14 protein-coding genes are annotated in these 22272 nt (G+C 70.6%); 5 read left to right on the top strand and 9 right to left on the bottom strand.

What is annotated here, in order from left to right; translation table 11 throughout:
- Positions 1-43: 43 nt before the first annotated feature.
- The 4 genes from OG912_RS04665 to OG912_RS04680 all read left to right on the top strand — a co-directional run bounded on the left by OG912_RS04665 (position 44) and on the right by OG912_RS04680 (position 5712).
- Entirely contained in the window at positions 44-706 is a 663-nt protein-coding gene (locus OG912_RS04665; RefSeq protein WP_093899280.1) for a helix-turn-helix transcriptional regulator, read from the top strand.
- Positions 707-832: 126 nt separating this feature from the next.
- A complete protein-coding gene (locus tag OG912_RS04670) occupies positions 833-2107 on the top strand; it encodes a ribonuclease D (RefSeq protein ID WP_327708306.1) in 1275 nt (424 codons plus the stop codon).
- Between the two features lie 255 nt (positions 2108-2362).
- Positions 2363-3583, top strand: coding sequence for a thiolase family protein (locus OG912_RS04675; RefSeq protein ID WP_219566512.1), 1221 nt, complete (start codon positions 2363-2365; stop codon positions 3581-3583).
- Positions 3580-5712 carry a 3-hydroxyacyl-CoA dehydrogenase NAD-binding domain-containing protein gene (locus OG912_RS04680; protein WP_327708307.1) on the top strand — a complete coding sequence of 711 codons (2133 nt, stop codon included), beginning with the start codon at positions 3580-3582 and terminating at the stop codon, positions 5710-5712. The genes OG912_RS04675 and OG912_RS04680 overlap by 4 nt, the downstream gene beginning before the upstream one ends.
- 75 nt (positions 5713-5787) lie before the next feature.
- Here OG912_RS04680 and galU read toward each other — a convergent pair whose 3' ends face one another.
- From galU to OG912_RS04715, 7 genes are all read right to left on the bottom strand, one after another.
- Positions 5788-6717 carry a UTP--glucose-1-phosphate uridylyltransferase GalU gene (galU, locus tag OG912_RS04685; RefSeq protein WP_327708308.1) on the bottom strand — a complete coding sequence of 310 codons (930 nt, stop codon included), beginning with the start codon at positions 6715-6717 and terminating at the stop codon, positions 5788-5790.
- Positions 6718-6746: 29 nt separating this feature from the next.
- Positions 6747-8744 carry a glycosyltransferase gene (locus tag OG912_RS04690; RefSeq protein ID WP_327708309.1) on the bottom strand — a complete coding sequence of 666 codons (1998 nt, stop codon included), beginning with the start codon at positions 8742-8744 and terminating at the stop codon, positions 6747-6749.
- 40 nt (positions 8745-8784) lie between these two features.
- Positions 8785-10791 (bottom strand): glycosyltransferase, encoded by a 2007-nt coding sequence (locus OG912_RS04695; RefSeq protein ID WP_327708310.1) that lies wholly within the window; start codon positions 10789-10791, stop codon positions 8785-8787.
- A gap of 3 nt (positions 10792-10794) precedes the next feature.
- On the bottom strand, positions 10795-12465 hold the full coding sequence (locus tag OG912_RS04700) for a stealth family protein (protein ID WP_327708311.1): 1671 nt from the start codon (positions 12463-12465) through the stop codon (positions 10795-10797).
- A 53-nt stretch (positions 12466-12518) separates the two neighbouring features.
- Entirely contained in the window at positions 12519-14282 is a 1764-nt protein-coding gene (locus OG912_RS04705) for a stealth family protein (protein ID WP_327713338.1), read from the bottom strand.
- Between the two features lie 382 nt (positions 14283-14664).
- A complete protein-coding gene (locus OG912_RS04710; RefSeq protein WP_327708312.1) occupies positions 14665-15774 on the bottom strand; it encodes a hypothetical protein in 1110 nt (369 codons plus the stop codon).
- A 186-nt stretch (positions 15775-15960) separates the two neighbouring features.
- Positions 15961-17040, bottom strand: coding sequence for a hypothetical protein (locus tag OG912_RS04715; RefSeq protein WP_327708313.1), 1080 nt, complete (start codon positions 17038-17040; stop codon positions 15961-15963).
- Positions 17041-17346: 306 nt separating this feature from the next.
- Here OG912_RS04715 and OG912_RS04720 point away from each other — a divergent pair, with 306 nt between their 5' ends.
- Entirely contained in the window at positions 17347-18444 is a 1098-nt protein-coding gene (locus OG912_RS04720) for an LCP family protein (protein ID WP_326739494.1), read from the top strand.
- Between the two features lie 57 nt (positions 18445-18501).
- Here the strand turns inward: OG912_RS04720 and OG912_RS04725 are convergent, their stop codons facing one another.
- Both OG912_RS04725 and dxs read right to left on the bottom strand, forming a co-directional pair.
- Positions 18502-20007: an amino acid permease gene (locus tag OG912_RS04725; RefSeq protein WP_327708314.1), complete on the bottom strand. Its 1506-nt coding sequence runs from the start codon at positions 20005-20007 to the stop codon at positions 18502-18504.
- A 163-nt stretch (positions 20008-20170) separates the two neighbouring features.
- Positions 20171-22141 carry a 1-deoxy-D-xylulose-5-phosphate synthase gene (gene dxs / locus OG912_RS04730; RefSeq protein ID WP_327708315.1) on the bottom strand — a complete coding sequence of 657 codons (1971 nt, stop codon included), beginning with the start codon at positions 22139-22141 and terminating at the stop codon, positions 20171-20173.
- Positions 22142-22272 lie beyond the last annotated feature (131 nt).

The raw sequence follows: 22272 nt of genomic DNA on the forward strand, positions 1-22272 counted from the left end.
TCATCCCCGAGCCGGCCCGTCCCGCCACTCCCCAGGAGGCCTGGTGTCCGTTCTCCTCGAGCAGCCCGCAAGCCTGGTCGCCTACCGCCCGAACAAGCCGACGGCCATGGTCGTCGTGGCCGACCCGCGCGTCCGTTCCACCGTCACCCGCCATCTGTGGGCACTCGGAGTACGTGACGTCATCGAGGCGTCGTCCATCGCGGAGGCCCGCCCCCGCGTCGGCAACCCGCGCGACATCTGCGTAGCCGACGTCCATCTGCCCGACGGTTCCGGGCTGACCCTGCTGTCCGAAACCCGAGCCGCCGGCTGGCCGAACGGCCTCGCCCTCTCCGCCGCCGATGACATCGGCGCGGTGCGCAACGCCCTCGCGGGCGGCGTCAAGGGCTACGTCGTCACCGGCACCCGTACCAACATCGGCCACCCCACCCGTCCCGGCGTCGCACCCATCGGCGCCACCGCCGCCCGTATGCACCGCCGGCCCCCCGGCACCCCGAGCCACCCGGGCGGCTACCGCGAACTGTCCGGCCGCGAGGTGGAGGTCCTGCGGCTCGTCGCCGAAGGGCAGTCCAACAAGGCCATCGGCGTCTCCATGGGGCTGTCCGCCCTCACCGTCAAGAGCCACCTCGCCCGAATCGCCCGCAAGCTCGGCACCGGAGACCGCGCAGGCATGGTCGCCGTCGCTCTGCGAACGGGCATCATCCACTGAATCCGCAACGAAACCGCACCCCCGCCGGTGTGCAGAAATGCGGAACCGGCTGGAATACATGCATCGGCGCCCGTCGACGGATCATTCCGTCGACGGGCGCCGTACATACACAGATACCCTTGACACGTGACCGACGCCCAAGAGACCGCAGCAGACACTTCACTGCGAACCACCGGGGGCGCCCCCCCGGACGACGTCGCCCCGGCGCCGATCCCCTTGCTCGAACCTCGCGAGGGCATTCCACCGGTGGTGGCCTCCGACGACGCCCTGGCCGGGGTGATCGCCGCCTTCGCCGCGGGCTCCGGCCCGGTGGCCGTGGACGCCGAGCGCGCCTCCGGTTACCGGTACGGACAGCGCGCCTATCTCGTACAGCTGCGCCGCGACGGCGCGGGCAGCGCGCTCGTCGACCCGGTCGGCTGCCCCGACCTGTCCGGGCTCGGGGAGGCCCTGCACGGAACCGAGTGGATCCTGCACGCGGCGACCCAGGACCTGCCCTGTCTGCGCGAGATAGGGATGACACCGACCGGGCTCTTCGACACCGAGCTGGCCGGACGGCTGGCCGGGTTCCCGCGGGTCGGCCTCGGCGCGATGGTCGAGAGCGTGCTCGGCTACTCCCTGGAGAAGGGGCACTCGGCCGTCGACTGGTCGACCCGCCCGCTGCCCGACCCCTGGCTGCGCTACGCGGCGCTCGACGTCGAGCTGCTGATCGACCTGCGCAACGCCCTGGAGGAGGAGCTCGACCAGCAGGGCAAGCTGGAGTGGGCGCAGGAGGAGTTCGCCGCCATCGCCTCGGCGCCGCCCGCTCCCCCGCGCCAGGACCCCTGGCGCCGCACGTCGGGCATGCACAAGGTCCGCCGGCGCCGGCAGATGGCGGTGGTCCGGGAGCTGTGGACCATGCGTGACCAGATCGCCCAGCGCCGCGACATCTCCCCGGGCAAGGTGCTCGGCGACGCCGCGATCGTGGAGGCCGCCCTCTCGCTCCCGCCGAACGCCCAGGCACTGACCGCGCTGCCCGGCTTCGGCCACCGCATGGGCCGGCGCCAGCTGGAGCAGTGGCAGGCGGCCGTGGACCGGGCGAAGGAACTGCCCGACTCGGAGCTCCCGCAGCCCGGCCAGCCCCTGGCCGGACCGCCGCCGCCGCGCGCCTGGGCAGACAAGGACCCGGCCGCCGCGGCCCGGCTGTCGGCGGCCCGCTCGGCCGTGTCCGAGCTCGCGGAACGGCTGAACATGCCGCAGGAGAACCTCATCACCCCGGACACCGTGCGCCGGGTGTGCTGGGAACCGCCGAAGAACCTGACGCCGGACACGGTCGAGAACGCGCTCATCGGATACGGGGCGCGGCACTGGCAGATCGGACAAGTGGCCCCGATCCTGCTGCGTGCGCTCGCTTCGGAGGCCTGAGAAGGCGTCGGACAGGCATCGGACAGGGGCGTATTCACGCCAGGTTGGCGCGGCCCGAGGGCCGTTCACCACGTTCGCTCCATGGCCCGGTCGGCCCCGTTTCGGGGCCGACCGGGCCATTTCGCCGATGTGACCTTCGCCGCTCCCGCCACAAGGACTGGGCAGTCTGGTTACCCGCAAGTAGCATGAGGGTGGCGGCGCGCCCTCGGGCGTGCCCCGCAGCAGTGCCATCCCGCACCCTGGAGGAGAGCCACCGTGCCTCGTACCATCCGGGACGTCGTCTTCGTCGACGGCGTCCGCACCCCGTTCGGCAAAGCGGGCCCGAAGGGCATCTACCACGAGACCCGCGCCGATGATCTCGTCGTGAAGGCCATCCGGGAGCTGCTGCGCCGCAACCCGGACCTGGACCCCGCAAAGATCGACGAGGTCGCCATCGCCGCGACCACCCAGATCGGCGACCAGGGCCTCACGCTCGGCCGTACCGCCGGAATCCTGGCCGGTCTGCCGCAGTCCGTCCCCGGTTACTCCATCGACCGCATGTGCGCGGGCGCCCTGACCGCCGTCACCTCGACGGCCGGCTCGATCGCCTTCGGCGCGTACGACGTCGTCGTCGCCGGTGGTGTCGAGCACATGGGCCGCCACCCGATGGGCGAGGGCGTGGACCCGAACCCGCGCTTCGTGTCGGAGAAGCTGGTCGACGAGTCCGCCCTGTTCATGGGCATGACCGCGGAGAACCTGCACGACCGGTACCCCACGATCACCAAGCAGCGCGCCGACGAGTACGCGGTGCGTTCGCAGGAGAAGGCCGCCAAGGCGTACGCCAACGGCAAGATCCAGCAGGACCTGGTGCCGGTCTCCGTGCGCCGCACCAACCCGGAGGCCGGTGAGACGGGCTGGGGTCTGGTCACCGCCGACGAGCCGATGCGTCCGGGCACCACCATGGAGTCCCTGGCCGGTCTGAAGACCCCGTTCCGCGCCCACGGCCGCGTGACGGCCGGCAACGCCGCGGGTCTCAACGACGGCGCCACCGCCTCGCTGCTCGCCGCCGAGGACGTCGCCCGCGAGCTGGGCCTCCCGGTCAGGATGCGCCTCGTCTCCTACGCCTTCGCGGGCGTCGAGCCGGAGGTCATGGGCTACGGCCCGATCCCGGCGACGGAGAAGGCCCTGTCGAAGGCCGGCCTGTCCATCTCGGACATCGGTCTCTTCGAGATCAACGAGGCGTTCGCCGTGCAGGTGCTCGCCTTCCTGGAGCACTACGGCATCGCCGACGACGACGCGCGTGTGAACCAGTACGGCGGCGCGATCGCCTACGGCCACCCGCTGGCCTCCTCCGGTGTCCGGCTGATGACTCAGCTGGCCCGCCAGTTCGAGGAGCAGCCGGAGGTCCGCTACGGCCTGACGACCATGTGCGTCGGCTTCGGCATGGGCGCGACGGTCGTCTGGGAGAACCCGCACTTCGACGGAGGCAACAAGTGAGCACGACCACCACTGAGCTTCTGAAGGGTGCGGCCGAGCTGTTCCCCGGCGAGGTCGTCACCCAGGCGCACGTACGCCACCTGGACCTTCCGGGCGGTGCGGGCAACTTCGCTCTCATCACCCTGGACAACGGCCTGGACCACACCAAGCCGACCACCTTCGGACCGCAGTCGCTGGCGAACCTGAACGCCGCGATCGACCAGGTCGAGAAGGAGGCCGCCGAGGGCGCGATCACCGGCATCGGGATCACCGGCAAGCCGTTCATCTTCGCGGTCGGCGCCGACCTCAAGGGCGTCGAGCTGCTGAAGGAGCACAAGGACGCGCTCGCCATCGGCAAGGGCGGCCACGACGTCTTCCGTCGGCTGTCCGGACTCGCGGTCCCCACGTTCGCGTACTACAACGGCGCGGCGATGGGCGGCGGTGTCGAGGTCGGTCTGCACTGCTCGTACCGCACCGTCTCCAAGGCGCTGCCCGCGTTCTCGCTGCCCGAGGTCTTCCTCGGTCTGGTCCCCGGCTGGGGCGGCTGCGCGCTGCTTCCCAACCTGATCGGCGCCGACCGCGCGGTCTCGGTGATCATCGAGAACTCGCTGAACCAGAACCGTCAGCTCAAGGGCAAGCAGGTCTTCGAGCTCGGGATCGCCGACGCCCTCTTCGAGGGTGCGGACTTCCTGGAGCAGTCGCTGATCTGGACCGCGGACGTGCTGAACGGCACGGTCGCGGTGGAGCGCCCCGAGGTCGACCGCGGTGACGCCTGGGACCAGGCCGTCGCGCGTGGCAAGGCCGTCGCCGACTCCAAGGTGCACGGCGCCGCCCCGGCCGCGTACCGCGCGCTGGAGATCATCGCCGCGGCCAAGGACGGCGACCTGGGTGCCGGCTTCGACCGTGAGGACCAGGCCCTCGCGGACCTGATCATGGGCGGCGAGCTGCGCTCCGGGATCTACTCGTTCAACCTGGTCCAGAAGCGCGCCAAGCGCCCGGCCGGTGCCCCGGACAAGGCCCTGGCCCGTCCGGTCACCAAGGTCGGCGTGGTGGGCGCGGGCCTGATGGCCTCGCAGCTCGCCCTGCTGTTCCTGCGCCGCCTTGAGGTGCCGGTCGTGCTGACCGACATCGACCAGGCGCGGGTCGACAAGGGTGTGGGCTATGTCCACGCCGAGATCGAGAAGCTGCTCGGCAAGGGCCGCATCAACCAGGACAAGGCCAACCGCCTGAAGGCCCTGGTCTCCGGTGTGCTGGACAAGGCTGAGGGCTTCTCCGACGCCGACTTCATCATCGAGGCCGTCTTCGAGGAGATCGGCGTCAAGCAGCAGGTGTTCGCGGAGGTCGAGGCGGTCGCCCCGGCGCACGCGATCCTCGCCACCAACACCTCCTCCCTCTCGGTCACCGAGATGGCGTCGAAGCTGAAGAACCCCGAGCGGGTCGTCGGCTTCCACTTCTTCAACCCGGTCGCGATCCTCCCGCTGCTGGAGATCGTCCGCGGCGAGCTGACCGACGACGCCTCGCTGGCCACGGCCTTCGGTGTCGCCCGCAAGCTGAAGAAGACCGCGGTCCTGGTGAAGGACGCCCCGGCGTTCGTCGTCAACCGCATCCTCACCCGCTTCATGGGCGAGATCCAGAACGTCATCGACGAGGGCACCCCGGTCGAGGTCGCGGAGAAGGCCATCGAGCCGCTCGGCCTGCCGATGTCCCCGCTGGTGCTCCTGGAGCTGGTCGGCCCGGCGATCGGCCTGCACGTCTCCGAGACCCTGAACCGCGCCTTCCCGGAGCGCTTCACCGTCTCCGAGAACCTCGCGGCGGTCGTCAAGGCCGGCAAGCGCGGCTTCTACGTGTACGACTCCGGCAAGCCGGAGCTGGACCCGGAGGTCGCCGCACTCCTGAAGCAGGGCGACACCGTCCTGTCCGAGGAGCAGGTCCGCGACCGCGTCCTGGACGCGGTGGCGCAGGAGATCGGTCTGATGCTGGACGAGGGCGTCGTCGCCGAGGCCCAGGACATCGACCTCTGCCTGATCACCGGTGCGGGCTGGCCCTTCCACCTGGGCGGGATCACGCCGTACCTGGACCGTGAGGGCGTCTCCGAGCGGGTCAACGGGAAGAAGTTCCTGGCGCAGGGCGTGGCGAGCGTTCCGGCGTAACACCGTCACGGTGAACGCCACGAGGGCCGTACGGGATCGCTCCCGTACGGCCCTCGTTGTCTTGGTCTCGCCCTGTCAGGGACCGGTCTGCCAGCGGATGTTCTCTTCCTGTACGAACTCGCCGAGCCAGGCGCGGAAGTCCGGGCCGAGGTCCTCGCGCTCGCACGCCAGCCGGACGACGGCACGCAGGTAGTCGCCGCGGTCCCCGGTGTCGTAACGGCGGCCGCCGAAGACCACCGCGTGCACGGGACCGCCGAGCGTCGGGTCGAGGGCCAGCTGGCGCAGGGCGTCGGTCAGCTGGATCTCGCCGCCGCGGCCCGGCGGAGTCCTGCGCAGGATCTCGAAGATCTGCGGGGCGAGGACGTACCGGCCGATCACGGCGAGGTTGCTGGGCGCAGTGCCGGGTTCGGGCTTCTCCACGAGATCGGTGACGGCCAGCACGTCGCCCGCCTCGTCGTCCAGGGGGGCCACGGCCGCGCAGCCGTACAGATGCGTCCGGTCGTCCTCGACCTCCATGAGCGCCACGACGCTGCCGCCACGCTGCTCCTGGACCTCCAGCATCCGGGCAAGCAGCGGATCGCGCTCGTCGATGAGGTCGTCGCCGAGCAGCACCGCGAACGGGGCGTCACCGACATGCGGTTCGGCGCAGAGGACGGCGTGGCCCAGGCCGAGGGGGTTGCCCTGCCGCACGTAGTGGACGTCGGCCAGTTCGCTCGACTCACGGACCTGGCGCAGCTTGTCCGTGTCGCCCTTCAGCTCCAGCAGGTGCTCCAGCTCGTAGGCGCGGTCGAAGTGGTCCTCCAGGGCCCGCTTGTTACGGCCGGTGACCATGAGTACGTCGTCGAGTCCGCTGCGTACGGCCTCCGCCACCACGTACTCGATGGCGGGCCGGTCCACGACCGGGAGCATTTCCTTGGGAGTCGCCTTGGTCGCGGGGAGGAATCGGGTGCCGAGACCCGCGGCCGGGATGACGGCCTTGCGGGTACGGCGGTGGTGCGTAGACATGAAGGTGTGCACTCCGGAAGAAAGGGGTGTCAGGCCTTGTCGGGGCTGACGGTGAAGGACAGCTCGTTGCCGGGCGTGAAGAAGACCCTTCCGCGCGCCGGGCCCTGCGTCGGGTGGTGCCAGCGCTGCGTGGGATAGACGTCGATCCGCTTGCGCTCCAGGATGTCGTCGAAGAAGCGCGCCAGCCGGATGCGCGGTTGGCCGGGTTCACGCTCCAGCCACAGGTCCCAGTCGTCGTGGCCGCCGGACGAGGCGGCCACCACTCCGGCGAACGGCAGATGTGCCTCGAAGGCGCCGTCGTGCCCCACGGATACCGGGCCCGACACCGTGGACGCGACACTCCCCTTGCGGGGCATGGCCCACAGCCGCAGCCCGGCGAGGTCGGTGCCCGGCGGCGCCACCAGGCCGCCGCGCACGACCCAGCCGTCCTGTCCCACCAGCACGGCATGCACCTCGGCATGCTCCACGCGATGACGTACGAAGACCGACAGGCGGCCGTCCGCCGTGCGGTAGGGCACGGGCCAGTACGCGGGACCTTCCGCCGGAATCCGGCGGACCAGCAGACCACCGGTGTGGACGCCCTCCACGGCGAGCGGCCGGCGTTGGCCGTCCGGCAGCTCCAGGTCGAGGTCGTAGCGGCCCTCGGCGAGGACCGGCGGTTCGGCGGGGACCGCGTACACCGACCGCAGAATGCCCGTCGCCTCGTCCACCGATGTACCCAGGGCAGCCAGCCTGACCAGCGTCTCGCCCCTGCGCGGGGTGACGCACAGCGCGGGGGGCTCCGCGCCGGGCTGCAGCAGCGCGCGGACCTCGATCGCGCCGTCGCCGCGCACCAGCACCTCCGCCGGGACACCGGACGGGTCGGCGGTCGTGGCTGCGGCGGCGTGCTCCTTCGGTACGGAGGCCACCACGTCCCGCAGGAACGCGTCGTAGCGGAAGGCGATCTGCTCGGCGCTGTAGAGCGGGGCCGTGGCGTAGGCGCCCTGGGACAGTTTCTCCCGCTCGGCCGGCTGTTCGATGAGGTAGCGCATCGCCTGGGCCATGGCGTCCTCGTCGCCGACGGGAACCAGGATGCCGTTGCGGCCCGGGACGACGATCTCGCCGGGACCGAAGGGCGCGTCGGCCGCGAGAACCGGAAGCCCGTGGTGCATGGCCTCCACCATGGTGAGACCGAAGGACTCGCGACGGGCCGCGCTCACCACGAAGGAGGCCTTGTCCCACTCGGCTGTGAGGTCGGGCAGCGCGCCCATGAGGCGGACGGCATCGCTGAGCCCGTGCGCGTGCACGAGTTCCTGGAGCCGTGCCTGCTCGGGCCCGCGGCCGAAGATGCGCAGCCGCCACTGCGGGTGCTGGGGGGCGACCTGGGCGAACGCGTTGATCAGCGTGTCGAAGCCCTTGCGCGGCACGAGCTGTCCCGCGGCGGCGATCAGCGGCAGCCCGCGCACCGGGGCGTGCCGGGCCGGCGGCGGCACGATGTTGCCGATGCCGGCGAGCAGGGGTGCCCGGTCGCCCAGCTGTCGCTGGTAGTTGTTCATGTCGGCCCGGGTGAGGCAGACGACGCCGTCCATCTCCCGGTACAGCTCCAGCGTCCGCTCGCGCAGCTCCTGGGAGGGCACCATCGAGCCCTCGTGGTCGATGACCACGCGCCCGTAGCCGTGCCGTCCATGGGCGAGGAAGTACGCGGCGAACGTCGGCCGGGCGGCGATCACGACATCGGCGCCGCAACTGCCCAGGTGACCGAGGATCAGACCATCGGCCTCCTCGGTGTACTGGTCGGCCCAGTCGTCCTCGCGCGGCATGATCCGGGACGGTTTGCCGCCCTTGGCCTGCGCAGCCCCTTCGCGCCGGTCGACCAGGTAGCGCACGGTCACGTCGCCGGACGGCGGGAAGGACGGCCGGTCCGCCGTACGGAAGACCGAGACGATCTCCACCTCGTGGCGGACCGCCAGCGCGGAGGCCAGGCTGCTGGTCGCCCGCGGTACCCCGCCGAAGTTGTCGATGCTGTGGAGCAGGAAGGAGATCCGCACAAGTGTCCTCTGGGATTCTCGAGGTCCGTAAGGGCCGCGGTCAGTGGTGCTCGGTCACCACGAGCGAGAGTTCGTTGTCCGCGGTGAAGTAGGGGCGCAGTCCGACGACGGCACGGCCGACGTCGGGGCCGAACAGGTCCGTCGGCTCCTCCTGCACCAGCTCCGGGAAGCGCTGCACATCGCGCCTGACCACCTGGTCGTCGGCGATGCGCGCCACTCTGACCGGCTTTCTGCCGCTGCTGTCGGTGAGCAGCACGTCCCAGTTCTCGCGCATGAGCAACCGGGCCCTCATGGCCTCACTCATGTTCAGCTCCGCGCCGAACCAGCCGTCCTCGAAGCGCACCCGGCCGGCCGCCAGCGTGCTCGCGGGCTCCTGGCGCCGGCGCAGCAGCAGCGACAGTTCACCGGCGAGCTGCCACTCCCCCTGCAGCCAGCCCGTCAGCCACAGGCTCGTGTCGCTGTAGTCGACGGTCACCAGCTCGGCGTGGCTCGGCCGGGACCAGACCCGCAGGCGCAGATAGCCGCCCTCGGTCGCGTACGGCAGCACCCAGTGGAAGTGGTCCAGGTCACCGAGGTGTCCGACGTCGCGTGCCCCGCCGAGCGTGCACCGCCCGTAGCGCAGGCGCCGTTCCCTGCCCTTGCCGTCCACCACGTAGAGGTCGGCGCGGCCCTCGCCCAGCACGGCGAGCGCGCGAGCGTCGATCAGGGCCCGGGTGCCGCCGCTCTCGACGGCGAAGTCGACCGCCGTCTCGCGGCCTTTGCCCTGGTCCTTGACGCGCACCGTGCGGGCGCCGGACACGCCGCGCAAGGCGATCTCCCAGGCTCCGTTCGGCAGCACTCGGCAGTCGGCGGTGGGCAGCGGGCGGCTCTCGGCGGGCGCGCCGCCGCCCGTGCGCCTTCCCTTGCCCCAGCGGCCGCGTACCCCGGCCTTGACCGCCTTGAACAGTTCCTCGTACGCGTCGCCGACCTGCTCCGTGCCTGCGGACTGCGCGGTCCGCAGGGCCTGGACCCGGTGTGCGGAGCGCAGTCGCTCGTCCGCCATGTAGTGCTCCAGGGCGCGGGCCGTGGCATCGACGTCACCGACCGGCACCAGCAGCCCGCCGTGGCCGTCGGCGAAGACCTCGGGCGCTCCGCAGGGCACCTCCGTGGCGACCACGGGCGTGGCCTGGGCGAGTGCTTCCACCACCGGGCGGGCACTGTCCAGCCGCTCCGCGGTCACCAGGGCGATGTCGGCGTCGTAGAAGTCCTCTTCGCCGGCTTCCCGGTCGAACAGCAGCACATGGTCATGGAGTCCCAGCGCGGTGACCAGTTCGCGGGTCTCCCGGCGCAGCGGACCGGTGCCGAACACCCTCAGCTGCCAGCCCGGTTGAGCCGCGCAGGTCTGGGCGAAGGCGTGCAGCGCCAGGTCGACGCGCCGGTGCGAGACCAGCCGCCCGGCGCTGATCACCACGCCCGTCGTCGGTTTGTCGGGGCTGTCGGCGAGCAGCACCGGTTCGGCGATGTGGCGCACCCCTACGCCTGCGGCGCGAAGCGCCTGGTATTCGGGGGCGGCGGCGTCGCCCTGGGTGAGCGGGACGACGGCGTCCAGTTCGCGGTAGAGCTCGGTCCAGCGGGCGCGCACCGATTCCGGGAGCCGCTCGACCGGTGCCGGCTGGCGGGCGATGCGCCGCGCGTGGGGGACGCGGCACTGGGCCAGGGCCGCGCCGAGCGCCGAGCTGAGGGCGATCACCACGTCGGCGCCGCTCGCGGACAGATGCTTGCGGAGCCTTCCGTCGTCGGCGCGGTTGTAGCGCCGGAACTCGGGGTCGCCGGCGATGACGAGCTCCGAGGTGTTGTCGTCGTCCCGGTCGCCGGCCGCGACCGAGGGGGCCAGGGCCAGGACGGCGACGTTCTCCGGGAGCCGCAGCGCCGGGTGCGGTGCGGCGGCGCCTCGCACGGTGACGACGCTCACCCGGTGTCTGGCAACGAGGGACTGGGCGAGCCGGGCGGCTGCCCGTGCGCCGATGGAGTCGGTGGCCAGGGTGTGGACCAGGATCTCGATGTTCATGGCTCAGGCCGCCGTCTTCTCGTACGGGCTCGGCACCGGGTAGAAGGCTTCGAGGAATCGGTGGAGCAGTTGGCTCTGATGCTCGATCTCGGCGGGGTCGCTCGCCGAGTCGTTGAGGCAGAAGGTGTCGCGGTCCCGGCGCAGCAGCAGCAGTTCCAGCTTGTGCTCTAGCTCGGGGTCGTCCAGCGCGAAGTAGCCGTAGCGGAGGTCGCCGGGCAGGCTGCACCCGGAGTAGTAGCTGTAGTAGTGGTGCAGCGAGGAGGCTATGGACAGGTCGGAGATGCTCCGCACGGCGCTGGCGGAGGTGCGCCGGTGCTCTTCGGGGAAGTCCTGCTCGATGGCGGTGAGGATGTCGCGGTTGAGCGCGTACGGCACGTGCTTCATCTTCTGTACGAGCGTGCGGCCGAACCGCTCCTGGATCAGCCGGCGGTTGTTCTTCGCGGCGACCGAGGTGGGCACCTCGTCGGGCTCCGGGGGGCCGTAGGGGACCTGCGCCGGGGACGGGAAGAACTTGGCGATGCCGTTCGGGTGGAAGAACGCGGAAGGTGTGAGGGTCCTGCCGATGAACATGTCGTCGTTGAAGTAGACGAAGTGGCGGGACAGTCCGGGGATGTGGTGCAGCCTGGACTCGATCGCGTGGCTGTTGAAGGTAGGCAGGTGGGAGGGGTCGTCGAAGATCTCCCGGTGGTCCACCACGCGGGCCCTGCCGTCGCCGTCGTCCCACCAGTGCGGGGTCTGCTGGTCGGTGACGATGTAGATGTTCCGCACCCACGGCATGAACATCCGCACCGAGCGAAGGCTGTACTTCAGCTCGTCGCGGGAGACATAGCGGGCCAGGCTCGCCGCCTCCGCGTGGAAGACCTCACCGCGGCTCTCGGCGCGGCGCCGCTGCCAGGCCGGGTCGTCGCCGTCCACCCAGGTGTACACGACGTCGATGGGGAAGGGGTGCTCGTCGGGGAAGAGGATGTCCAGTTCGGGGCGGGTGCGGGTCGGGCGCAGCGGCGGCACCTCGGACTCGTGGGCCCGTCCCACGAGCCTGGTCATCTGCTCTCCGGGGACGACGAGTTGCTCGTGGCCGAGCGAGACGTGCTCGCTGGCGCGGTTGCGGCGGGGTGCGGCGAGGCGGTCGACTCCCTGGCCGGGCACACTCTCCTCGGGCTCCCAGAACTCGATGTCGCAGCCCGTGTCGGCACCATGTGTCAGGTGCCCTTCCTCCGTGGTGCGGAACCAGAAGGCGCGCACGACGGGCAGGCCGTTCGCCCGCTCCCAGGTCTTGGCCGACGAGCCCTCCCATGCGCCGTCGCCGGGGGCCATGCCGGCCTTGGGGCGGGCGATGTAGCCCTTGCTGCCGGACAGCCGTGCGCGGAGCGCCGCCAGGACCTGGGGGCGGCGGCGCGCGTCGACGCCGACCGCGGAGGCGGTGTCGTCGAGGCCCGGCACCGCGAACCAGTCGATCCCCTCGTTCTCCAGGGCTCGACGGACTTCCAGGTTGTTCAGCTCACGCGCGGCAAGCGGCGTGAGACGGTCGTGCACCAGCGCGACACGCTTGTGCATGTCCACGATGACCTGCCGCTCCGTACGGCTCCTGCGCAGTTGCGCCGACGCGGGCTCCGGGCGAGGACCGGTGCCCACGGAGGTCTCGCCAGCCGTTTCCCGGCTGGAGGTGTCAAACACGCGGTTCACTTTCGTTACGGGGGATGAGTGCTGCGGCAGGAGGAGCGGTTCGCTCACCCTCGGATCTCGGCCTTCTCCGGCCCGCTGGACCGGCTCACGTTGCGGTACTCGTCCGAGTCCACCCGCTCGAAGCGGCTGGGGACGGGGAAGTACGCGTCGAGAAAGGTCCTGACCATGTGCTCCTGGGCCTCCGGGTCGGGATGCTCGACGGTGTCGTTCAGGCAGAACGTGTCGAAGTTCCGGTGAGCGAGGAGGTTGTTCAGCCGGCGCCGGGCCTGGTCGGCGGCAAGGTCGATGTACTGGTAGCGCAGGTTCCCGGAGGTCGTACGGCCGGTGTGGAAGCCGTAGTAGTGGTGCAGGGACGAGGCGATCGGGACGTCCTCGGGTGACCGGAAGCGGGAGTGCTGGGTGCGGTGGTGGTCCTCGCTGTAAACCAGCTCGATGTCGGCGAGGATGCTGCGGCGCAGCGGATGCGGGGTGTGCTTCATCTTCTGCGCGATACGGGTGCCGAAGGACCGCTCGATCAGGGCCCGGCTGTTCTTGCCCGCCGCGTTCACCGGCAGGTCGTCCCCGTCCGCGGGACCGCTCGGGATGAGCGCCTTGGACTGGAAGAACTTGGTCAGGCCATTGGTGTGGAAGAAGCGGTCGGCGCCGAGCGGACGGCCGAAGAACACGTCGTCGTTGAGGTAGAGGAAGTGCTCGGACAGGCCGTCGATGTGGTGCAACTGGCTTTCGATGGCGTGTGAGTTGAAGGTCGGCAGCGCGGTGGGGTCCGAGAAGATCTCGCGGTGGTCGACGACCTGGAGACCCGGCGCTTCGGTGTCCAGCCAGCTGGGCACCTGCCCGGCGGTGACCAGATAGACGGTGCGGACCCAGGGTGCGTACTGGTGCAGGGAGCGCAGGGAGTAGCGCAGCTCGTCGCGGCTGGTGAAGCGCGCGTCGTTGGCCGCCTGGGCGTGCAGGGGCTGAGTCTGACCGCCCGTCCGTCCCGAGCGGACGGCGTCGCGTTCGGCGCTCCATCGGGGGTCGGAGTCGTCGACCCAGGTGTAGACGACGTCGATGGGGAAGAGGTGGTCCTCCGACAGGGGCTGGGTGAATTCGGCAACGGTGCGCGCGCTGCCCGTGGTGTAGGCGCCGGGCACCAGGGCGAACAGGGCCTGTGGGACGGTGTGGCGGGGTGCGTCGACCGCCACGTCTTCCACCACCCGGTTGGGGCGGGGTGCCTCCAACCGGCCGTCCCGTTCCGCCCAGAACTCGAGGTCACAGCCCTGATCGGCGCCGAAGACGAGTTCCTGGGTGGGGTCGGTGACGTACCACGCGACCCGGAGGGCGTCGTGTCGGCGCAGCTGGCGCCAGGACCTGGCGTCGTCGCCGGGTCGCATGCCCGACTCCGATTCGGAGGACCCGCCCACGTAGCCCGGAGTCTGCTCGAAGGCGATCTGGAGCATCTCCTGCGCCGACTCGCGCAGCCCGGCGGGCACCGCGACCGTCGGAACGTCATGCGTGGCGCCGCGGACACAGAAGTACTCGATCCCCCCGGCCTCCAGCGCGGCGATGAGGATGTGCAGATTGCGGGCCCGGGCAGCCCACGCCGTGGCGCCCTCCACGAGCAGGGCGTGCATGTGCCGGCCCTTGACACGTACCACTCGGCGCATGGAACCCGCGCTGTGCCGGGGCCCGTTGCGGCGGCCGCCCATCGCCCAGACCACCGTCGCCGAACGGACGGTGTCGACGGAGGTGAACGAGGACTTGACGGCGGAGCGCAGCGGGGCCGGCACCTTGCGGACGATGCCTCTACGCGCACCCGCCGGCACCACGGACCGATACGCCGAAACCAGCGATCCCGCCTCCGGATTACCGGAACCGACCACGAGGCATCCACCACCCACGCCACTGCGGTCCAGCGTCTGCCACAACCAGCCACCACGTCGTGACCGGCCGACGGACGGTACGAGACCGAAACCTGTCATCCACCATGCAGACCGCCCCACCGAGCGGTCGTACTCGCTCACTGGCGAGCAAGTCACAGAACCTTCACATAAAAAGCAGATCAACGTCCAGCCAGAAAGGCGGACATGCGCGACATATGCCCGTGATGAATCCCACCGAGCAGCCGTACAACCTTTTACAACTTCACGCGAACATCACATGACATCGAGGTGACGCACCGGCCGCTCGGCCCCCGGAAGGACCTTGAGGTCACAGCCGGTGCCAGTGCGGCGAGAGCGTGAGCCCGGGCCCCGTTTCCTGCCGGGCGACGGACAGGGACCCGTCCCGCCCGCACACCGCTACGACGACACGACCGTGTCCGTCGAGGGCCAGCGCGGGATCACCGTCGCACTCCGCGGCGGTGTCCGACCACCAGACGCCGCCCTGCTCCCCCTCGGTACCGCAGACCCCGATCAGCAGAGTGCCACCCGCCCCGCGCTGCGCGAGAACCGTGCAGTCATAGCCGTCGAGCGGGGTGCGCAGGGCCACGACGGCGCCGTCCCCGGGGGACCCGCCCACCGGCACGGGCCAGGCGCCCGCCCGATAGGAGACCACTCCCGTCCCGTTCGTATCGGTCCAGTAGTAGGTGAAGCGGTCGGGCGCCGTCTCCAGCGCCGTCACGGAACCGTCCAGCGCCTGGAACGGCAAGGGCTGAGCGATCAGCAGCGGGCCGTCCGGCTTCTCCTGGCGCCACTGCTGCGCCCCGCGATCACCGGGTGCGAAGACCTCCACGAGTCCGCCGGAGGTCACCGACGTCACGAGTCCGGATGCGAGCCCGGACCCCTTGAGGTCCTGCCAGCCTCCCCATTTACCGCCCTTGCCCTCGCGACGCATCTGCAGTCCGCGACCCGCGTTGCGCGCGAAGACGAAGACCGACCCCTGGGCATCGACCGCTCCGGCCGGGGCGCCCGCCTTCCGCCCCTCCTCCCGGTCACGGTGGAAGTTGCCGAGGGAGCGCCATTCGGTGACGGGACGGCCGGTCTGGTACTGGACGGCGTGCACGAAGTCCACGCTCGGCCCGTCGGAACCACGACGCTCGCGCCGCCCGAGAAAGTGCACATACGCGTTGGCACCCTGAACGACGGTCAGATCCGTCAGGTCCGCGATCGGTACGAAGTCCGGGCCGTCCCACCGGTCACCACCCGGGCTCCGCTCGGTCCAGCGCAGGAGACCGCCGTCCGTGCGGGCGTAGAGCGTGAGCCTGCCGTCCTTCCCGAGCGGCATCCAGCGGCCCCGGGGTACTCCGCCGATCTGGTGCTTCTCGGGCGGCGGGGCGAGAGGGCGGGCAGTGCTCGCGGAGTCCGGTCCTCTTCTCCGCATGACCCGTGACACCCTCTCCGCTTCACCCGTTCTCCATCGAACCCACACGGGTCCGACATCATCATATGCTCAGCACCGCGCCGCCCCGGCAGGTCATCGGCACTCCGCGCCCGGTCGCTCACCGGCTCGGAGAAGTGCGCGGTGCCGGGACGGATCAGCGGCGGTACGGCAACGGGCCGAACCGCCTCAGAGCTCGCGCCACGGTTCGAAGCTCAGCCCCGGCCCGTCCGTCTGCCGCGCCACGCGCGGAACGCCGTCCGCACCGGTCACCGCCATCACCACCCGCCCCTGGGCATCGTGGATCAGGGCCGGAGTGGTCAGGCACGGCACTCCGGTGTCGGACCACCACACACCGTCGGCCTCCTTCTCGGTCACCCCGACGCCGACGATCGCGCAGCCGCCCGCGCCGCGATGGGCCAGCACCGTGCAGTCGAAGCCGTCCAGGACCGTGCGGATCACTGCCGGCGCGCCCTCGCCCGGGGCGCCACCGAGGGGCATGGGCCCGGTATCGGCACGGTAGGCCACGACACCGTCGGCCGGATCGGTCCCGTAGTACGTCGTACTGCCGGGGGCCGTCTCCAGTGCGGCCGGCGAGCCGGGCGTCAACGTGACGCCCAGGCGCTCGGACCCGCCCCAGCGGCCGCCGGGCTCCGCCTGCTGCCAGTGCAGCGCTCCCTCGTCCGTCGCGGCGAGGACCGTGACGCATCCGGAGTCGAGCGCGACCACGGCGGGATCACCTTTGATGTTCTTGCCGTGCAGGACTCCCCAGACACCCCATCTGCCGCCGGGCTTCTCCCGGAGCAACCTCATGCCGCCGTCCCCGTCGCGCACGGCGATGTGCAGCTCGCCGGGCCGGCTGACGACGGCGACGGGCGCACCGAGGGGGCCACCCCGGTGGCCTTCCTTGTGCGGGGTGCCCAACGGGTGCCAGGCAGAAGGGGGGCGGCCCGTCTGGTACTGGATCGCGTGCACGATGTCGACGGTGACGCCGCCGTCGGCCGCGGTCCGTTCACGGCGGCCGACGAAGTGCACGTAAGCCTCGGTGGTCTGCGTCACGGCCAGATGCGTGAGACGCGGCCCCGGCACGACGTCCGGGGCACCCCATCCGGGTCCGCCGGGGCGGGTCTCGGTCCAGCGCCGCAGACCGCCGTCGCCGGGGACGTACGCAGTGAGCCTGCCGTCCTTCCCCCGGGTGAGCCAGATACCGCGCAGCGCCTCGGTTTCAGGCACGACCTTCGAGGTCGCACGGGCATCCTGTCCGGGCATGATCTGCGATCACCTTTCCGAAAACCGGCTTCCGACATCTCGTACAATGTTTCGAAGCTGTCATCCTAAAGCCCCGGCGCGGAGGCCTCCCCCCAGGCCTCACCGGCGTACGATCCACCGCCGCTCCCCGGCTCCGCCGTCCGCTCCGCCGTGTCACAGTCACGCCACAGACTTCGTACGTACACCAGAGCGACTGTCTATAGTGCTCACTCATCAGCAAACCGCGGACCGGCTCCACCCCCCACCCGAGTCCCACCCCATCACCTGCGCCCCGACCAGGCCATAAGTTGTGAGGACTCACTCAGGATGAGCCAAGACGCCATCACGCCCGGACACCAAAGCCCCCCGGAGAACCCTTCCCGCGGGCGCAAGCGTGTGCGGACACGGGGCCAGCGCATACGCCGGGCCATCCTGCTGTCCGTTCTGGTTCTCGTCATCGCGGCGGGCGGCACCGGCTACTGGCTGTACAGCCAACTGGACGGGAACATCAAGGGTGTCGACATCGACAAGGCCCTTGGCGACGACCGCCCCGAGAAGCTCCCGACCAGCGGACAGAACCTCCTGGTCCTCGGCTCGGACTCGCGCGCCGGGGCCGAGAACAAGGAGCTGGGCGGCGGCGGTGCCGTCAGCGGCGCCCGGTCCGACACGGCGATGGTCGTGCACATCCCCGAGGGCCGCAGCAAGGCCGTCGCCATCTCCATCCCCCGCGACACCCTGGTGACCCGGCCCGAGTGCACCAAGGCCGACGGGACCGAGGTGCCCTCCGCGGACCGCCGGATGTTCAACTCCGTCTACTCCCAGGTCGGTCCGGCCTGTGTGGTCAAGACCGTCGAGAAGATGTCCGGTGTCCGGATCGACCACTACCTGGAGATCAACTTCGCCGGGTTCAAGGACCTCGTCGACGCCATCGGCGGTGTCACCGTGGATGTGCCGCAGGACATCCACGACAAGTCCTCCGGGCTCGACCTGACCGCCGGACCCCACAAGCTCAACGGCACGGAGTCCCTGTCCTACGTCCGCACCCGCCACGGCATCGGCGACGGCAGCGACCTCGGCCGCATCGGGCTCCAGCAGCAGTTCCTGCTCGCCCTGCTGAGCGAGGTCAAGTCCCAGGACCTGCTGGGCAGTCCGACCAGCGCCTACAAGATCGCCAACTCCGCGACCAAGTCGCTGACCACGGACGAGGGCCTGGCCTCGCTCAAGTCGCTCACGGAGTTCGCCCGTTCGATGAACGGCGTCGACCCGGGTTCGATGGAGACCATCATGCTCCCCGTCGCGTACGACAAGATCGACCCGAACCGGGTGATCGCCGCACAGCCGCAGGCCGGCACGCTCTGGAAGGCGATCCGCGAGGACGCCACGATCCCCGAGTCCGCCAAGAAGTCCCCCGCCACCGGCGGCTGACACAACCGTCGACAGAACGGCCCCGCCGGCCCGGAAGGGCAGGCGGGGCCGTCGGCGTCACACCCGTGTGCGGTTGATCCGGCTGTGCCCGCGTCCGTACGCGAAGTAGATGATCACGCCGAGGACCATCCAGATGCCGAACCGCAGCCACGTCTCCGCCGGCAGGTTGAGCATCAGCCAGACCGAGGCGGCCACCGACAGGATCGGGACCAGCGGAACCCACGGCGTGCGGAAGGCCCGGTGCAGGTCGGGGCGGGTGCGGCGCAGGACGATGACGCCGAGGGCGACGACCACGAAGGCGAAGAGCGTGCCGATGTTCACCAGCGTCGCGAGCTCGTTGATGCTGGTGAAGCCCGCGATGACCGCGATGAGCCCGCCGAGCAGGATCGTCGGACGGTACGGGGTGTGGAACCGCGGGTGTGTCTTCGAGAAGAACCGCGGGAGCAGGCCGTCACGGCTCATCGCGAAGAACACCCGGGTCTGCCCCAGCAGCAGGATCATGCAGACCGTGGTGAGACCGACGGCGGCGCCGAAGCTGATGACGCCGGCGTAGAAGGGGTGCCCGACGGCCTTGAAGGCGTCGGCGAGCGGGGCGCTCACGGAAAGCTCGGTGTAATGCTGCATTCCGGTGACGACGATCGATACGGCGACGTAGAGCGTCGTGCAGATGAGCAGCGAGGCCATGATCCCGCGCGGCATGTCGCGCTGCGGAAGCTTGGTCTCCTCGGCGGCCGTGGCCACGACGTCGAAGCCGATGAAGGCGAAGAAGACGACGGAGGCGGCGGTGAAGATGCCCATGACGCCGAAGTTCGTGGGGGCGTATCCGAAGATCAGCTGGACCAGCGGGGCGTCCAGGCCCGAGCCGGAGGGCTGGGGCTGGGCCTCGGGGATGAACGGCGAGTAGTTCGCGGTGTCGATGAAGAAGAGCCCCGCGATGATCACGATCAGGACGACGGCCACCTTGATGGCGACCACCACCGTCGTGACCTGGGCGGAGAGCTTCATCCCCAGTACCAGGATGACGGTCAGCACCAGCACCAGCACGAAGGCGAGGATGTCGAAGCCGAATCCGTCCGCCACATCGGGGCCGGAGAGCGCGTCGGGCAGATGCCAGCCGGCGTTGTCCAGCAGTGAGCGGACGTAGCCGGACCAGCCGACCGCCACCACCGCCGTACCCAGCGCGAACTCCAGGACCAGGTCCCAGCCGATGATCCAGGCGACCAGTTCGCCGAGCGAGGCGTACGAGAACGTGTACGCGGAGCCGGCCACCGGGACGGTGGAGGCGAATTCCGCGTAGCAGAGGGCGGCCAGGGCGCAGACGACGCCCGCGACCACGAAGGCGATGGCGGTGGCCGGGCCCGCCGTCTCCTTGGCCACTTTGCCGGTGAGCACGAAGATGCCGGTGCCGATGATGACGCCCACTCCGAAGACCGTGAGGTCCAGGGCGGAGAGGGACTTCTTGAGGGCGTGCTCGGGTTCCTCGGTGTCGCGGATCGACTGTTCGACCGTCTTGGTCCTGAACAGTCCGTCTCCGCTGGGGGGCAGGTCCTGCTGGGTGCTCACCGGCGTACCTCCACGCACTCGTCGTGCCCGCCATGATTCGGACCCGGCCGCTCCCCGGCCGCCCGCAGCACGCCGCGCACGGCGTTATTTCACGCGAATGGGCCGGTCGGACCACCCGTACAGGGTGGGCGACCGGCCCAATCGGAGTGCGACGGTGTGCGGGTCAGTCCCGGACCGGCGCCACCACGGAGCGGCTGTCCGCGTCGTCGTAGCGGCCGTCGAGCCTGGCGACCAGGCCGGTGACCTGACGGGCGATGTCCGGCGCGGTCAGCCCGATCTCGGCCATGACCTCCTTGCGGGAGGCGTGGTCGAGGAAGACCGGCGGAATGCCGAAGTCCCGCAGCGGTACGTCGACGTCGGCGTCGCGCAGCGCCTGGGCGACGGCGGAGCCGACACCGCCGGCCCTGCTGTTGTCCTCGACGGTGACGACGACCCGGTGCTTCGCCGCGAGCGGGGCCATGGCCTCGTCCACGGGCTTGACCCAGCGCGGGTCCACGACCGTGGTCGAGATGCCCTGGGCATCGAGCAGGTCCGCGATCTCCAGGCACATCGGGGCGAGCGCCCCGATGGAGACGAGCAGGACATCCGGCCTGGCGGCGGCCGGCTTGCGGAGCACGTCCATGCCGCCGACCGTGCCGACGGCCTTGACCGACGGGCCGACCGCGCCCTTGGAGAAGCGGACGACCGTCGGCGCGTCGTCGACCTCGACGGCCTCGCGCAGCTGGGCGCGGACCTGGTCGGCGTCGCGCGGGGCGGCGATCCGGAGCGTCGGCACGCACTGCAGGATCGACATGTCCCACATGCCGTTGTGCGAGGCGCCGTCCGTACCGGTGACCCCGGCCCGGTCGAGGACGAACGTCACACCGCACTTGTGCAGGGCGACGTCCATCAGGACCTGGTCGAAGGCGCGGTTGAGGAAGGTGGCGTACACGGCGAAGACCGGGTGCAGACCGCCGGTGGCGAGGCCCGCCGCGGAGACCGCGGCGTGCTGCTCGGCGATGCCGACGTCGTAGATCCGGTCCGGGAAGGCCTTCTCGAACTTGGTCAGGCCGACCGGCTGGAGCATGGCCGCGGTGATCGCGACGATGTCCTCGCGCTCCTTGCCGAGCTTGACCATCTCCTCGCCGAACACGGAGGTCCAGTCGAGGCCGGAGGTGGCGACGGGCAGGCCGGTGTCGGGGTGGATCTTGCCGACGGCGTGGAAGCGGTCGGCCTCGTCGAGCAGCGCCGGGGTGTAGCCGCGGCCCTTCTCCGTGAGGCAGTGCACGATCACGGGTCCGCCGAACCGCTTGGCGCGCTGGAGCGCGGACTCCAGGGCCTCCAGGTCGTGGCCGTCGATCGGGCCCACGTACTTCAGGCCGAGGTCCTCGAACATGCCCTGCGGGGCGATGAAGTCCTTGAGGCCCTTCTTGGCGCCGTGCAGCGTCTCGTACAGCGGCTTCCCGACGACGGGGGTGCGCTCCAACAGGTCCTTGCCGCGGGCCAGGAAGCGCTCGTAGCCGTCCGTGGTGCGCAGGGTCGCCAGGTGGTTGGCGAGGCCGCCGATGGTCGGGGCGTAGGAGCGCTCGTTGTCGTTGACGACGATGACGAGGGGGCGGTCCTTGGCGGCGGCGATGTTGTTCAGCGCCTCCCAGGCCATGCCGCCGGTGAGGGCTCCGTCACCGATGACCGCGACGACGTGGTCGTCCTTGCCCAGCACCTCGTTGGCCTTGGCGAGGCCGTCGGCCCAGCCGAGCACGGTGGAGGCGTGCGAGTTCTCGATGATGTCGTGCTCGGACTCGGCACGCGAGGGGTAGCCGGAGAGGCCGCCCTTGCTCTTGAGCTTCGAGAAGTCCTGGCGGCCGGTGAGGAGCTTGTGCACATAGCTCTGGTGGCCGGTGTCGAAGAGGACCTTGTCCTTCGGCGAGTCGAAGACCCGGTGCAGGGCGATGGTCAGCTCGACCACGCCCAGGTTGGGCCCGAGGTGTCCGCCGGTCTTGGAGACGGCGTCGACGAGGAAGGTCCGGATCTCTTCGGCGAGCTGCTCCAGCTGCTCGGGGGTGAGCCGGTCCAGGTCACGCGGTCCGCCGATGCGGGCCAGCAGATCCCATCCCTCGCCCGTCACCGCCTGACGCGCTTCGCGCGGCTGTGTCACCGTGCCTCCTTGCGATTGTGCTGGTCGAGCATGCCGATCCGATGAGTCTAACGGCCTCCCTCCCGGCAGGGCGCGGGCGCCCGACGCCCTGCCGGGAGGGAGTCCGTGATGTTCCGCCCGCCCACTCGGAC

It is taken from the genome of Streptomyces sp. NBC_00464 (assembly GCF_036013915.1).
Classification (GTDB): Bacteria; Actinomycetota; Actinomycetes; order Streptomycetales; family Streptomycetaceae; genus Streptomyces.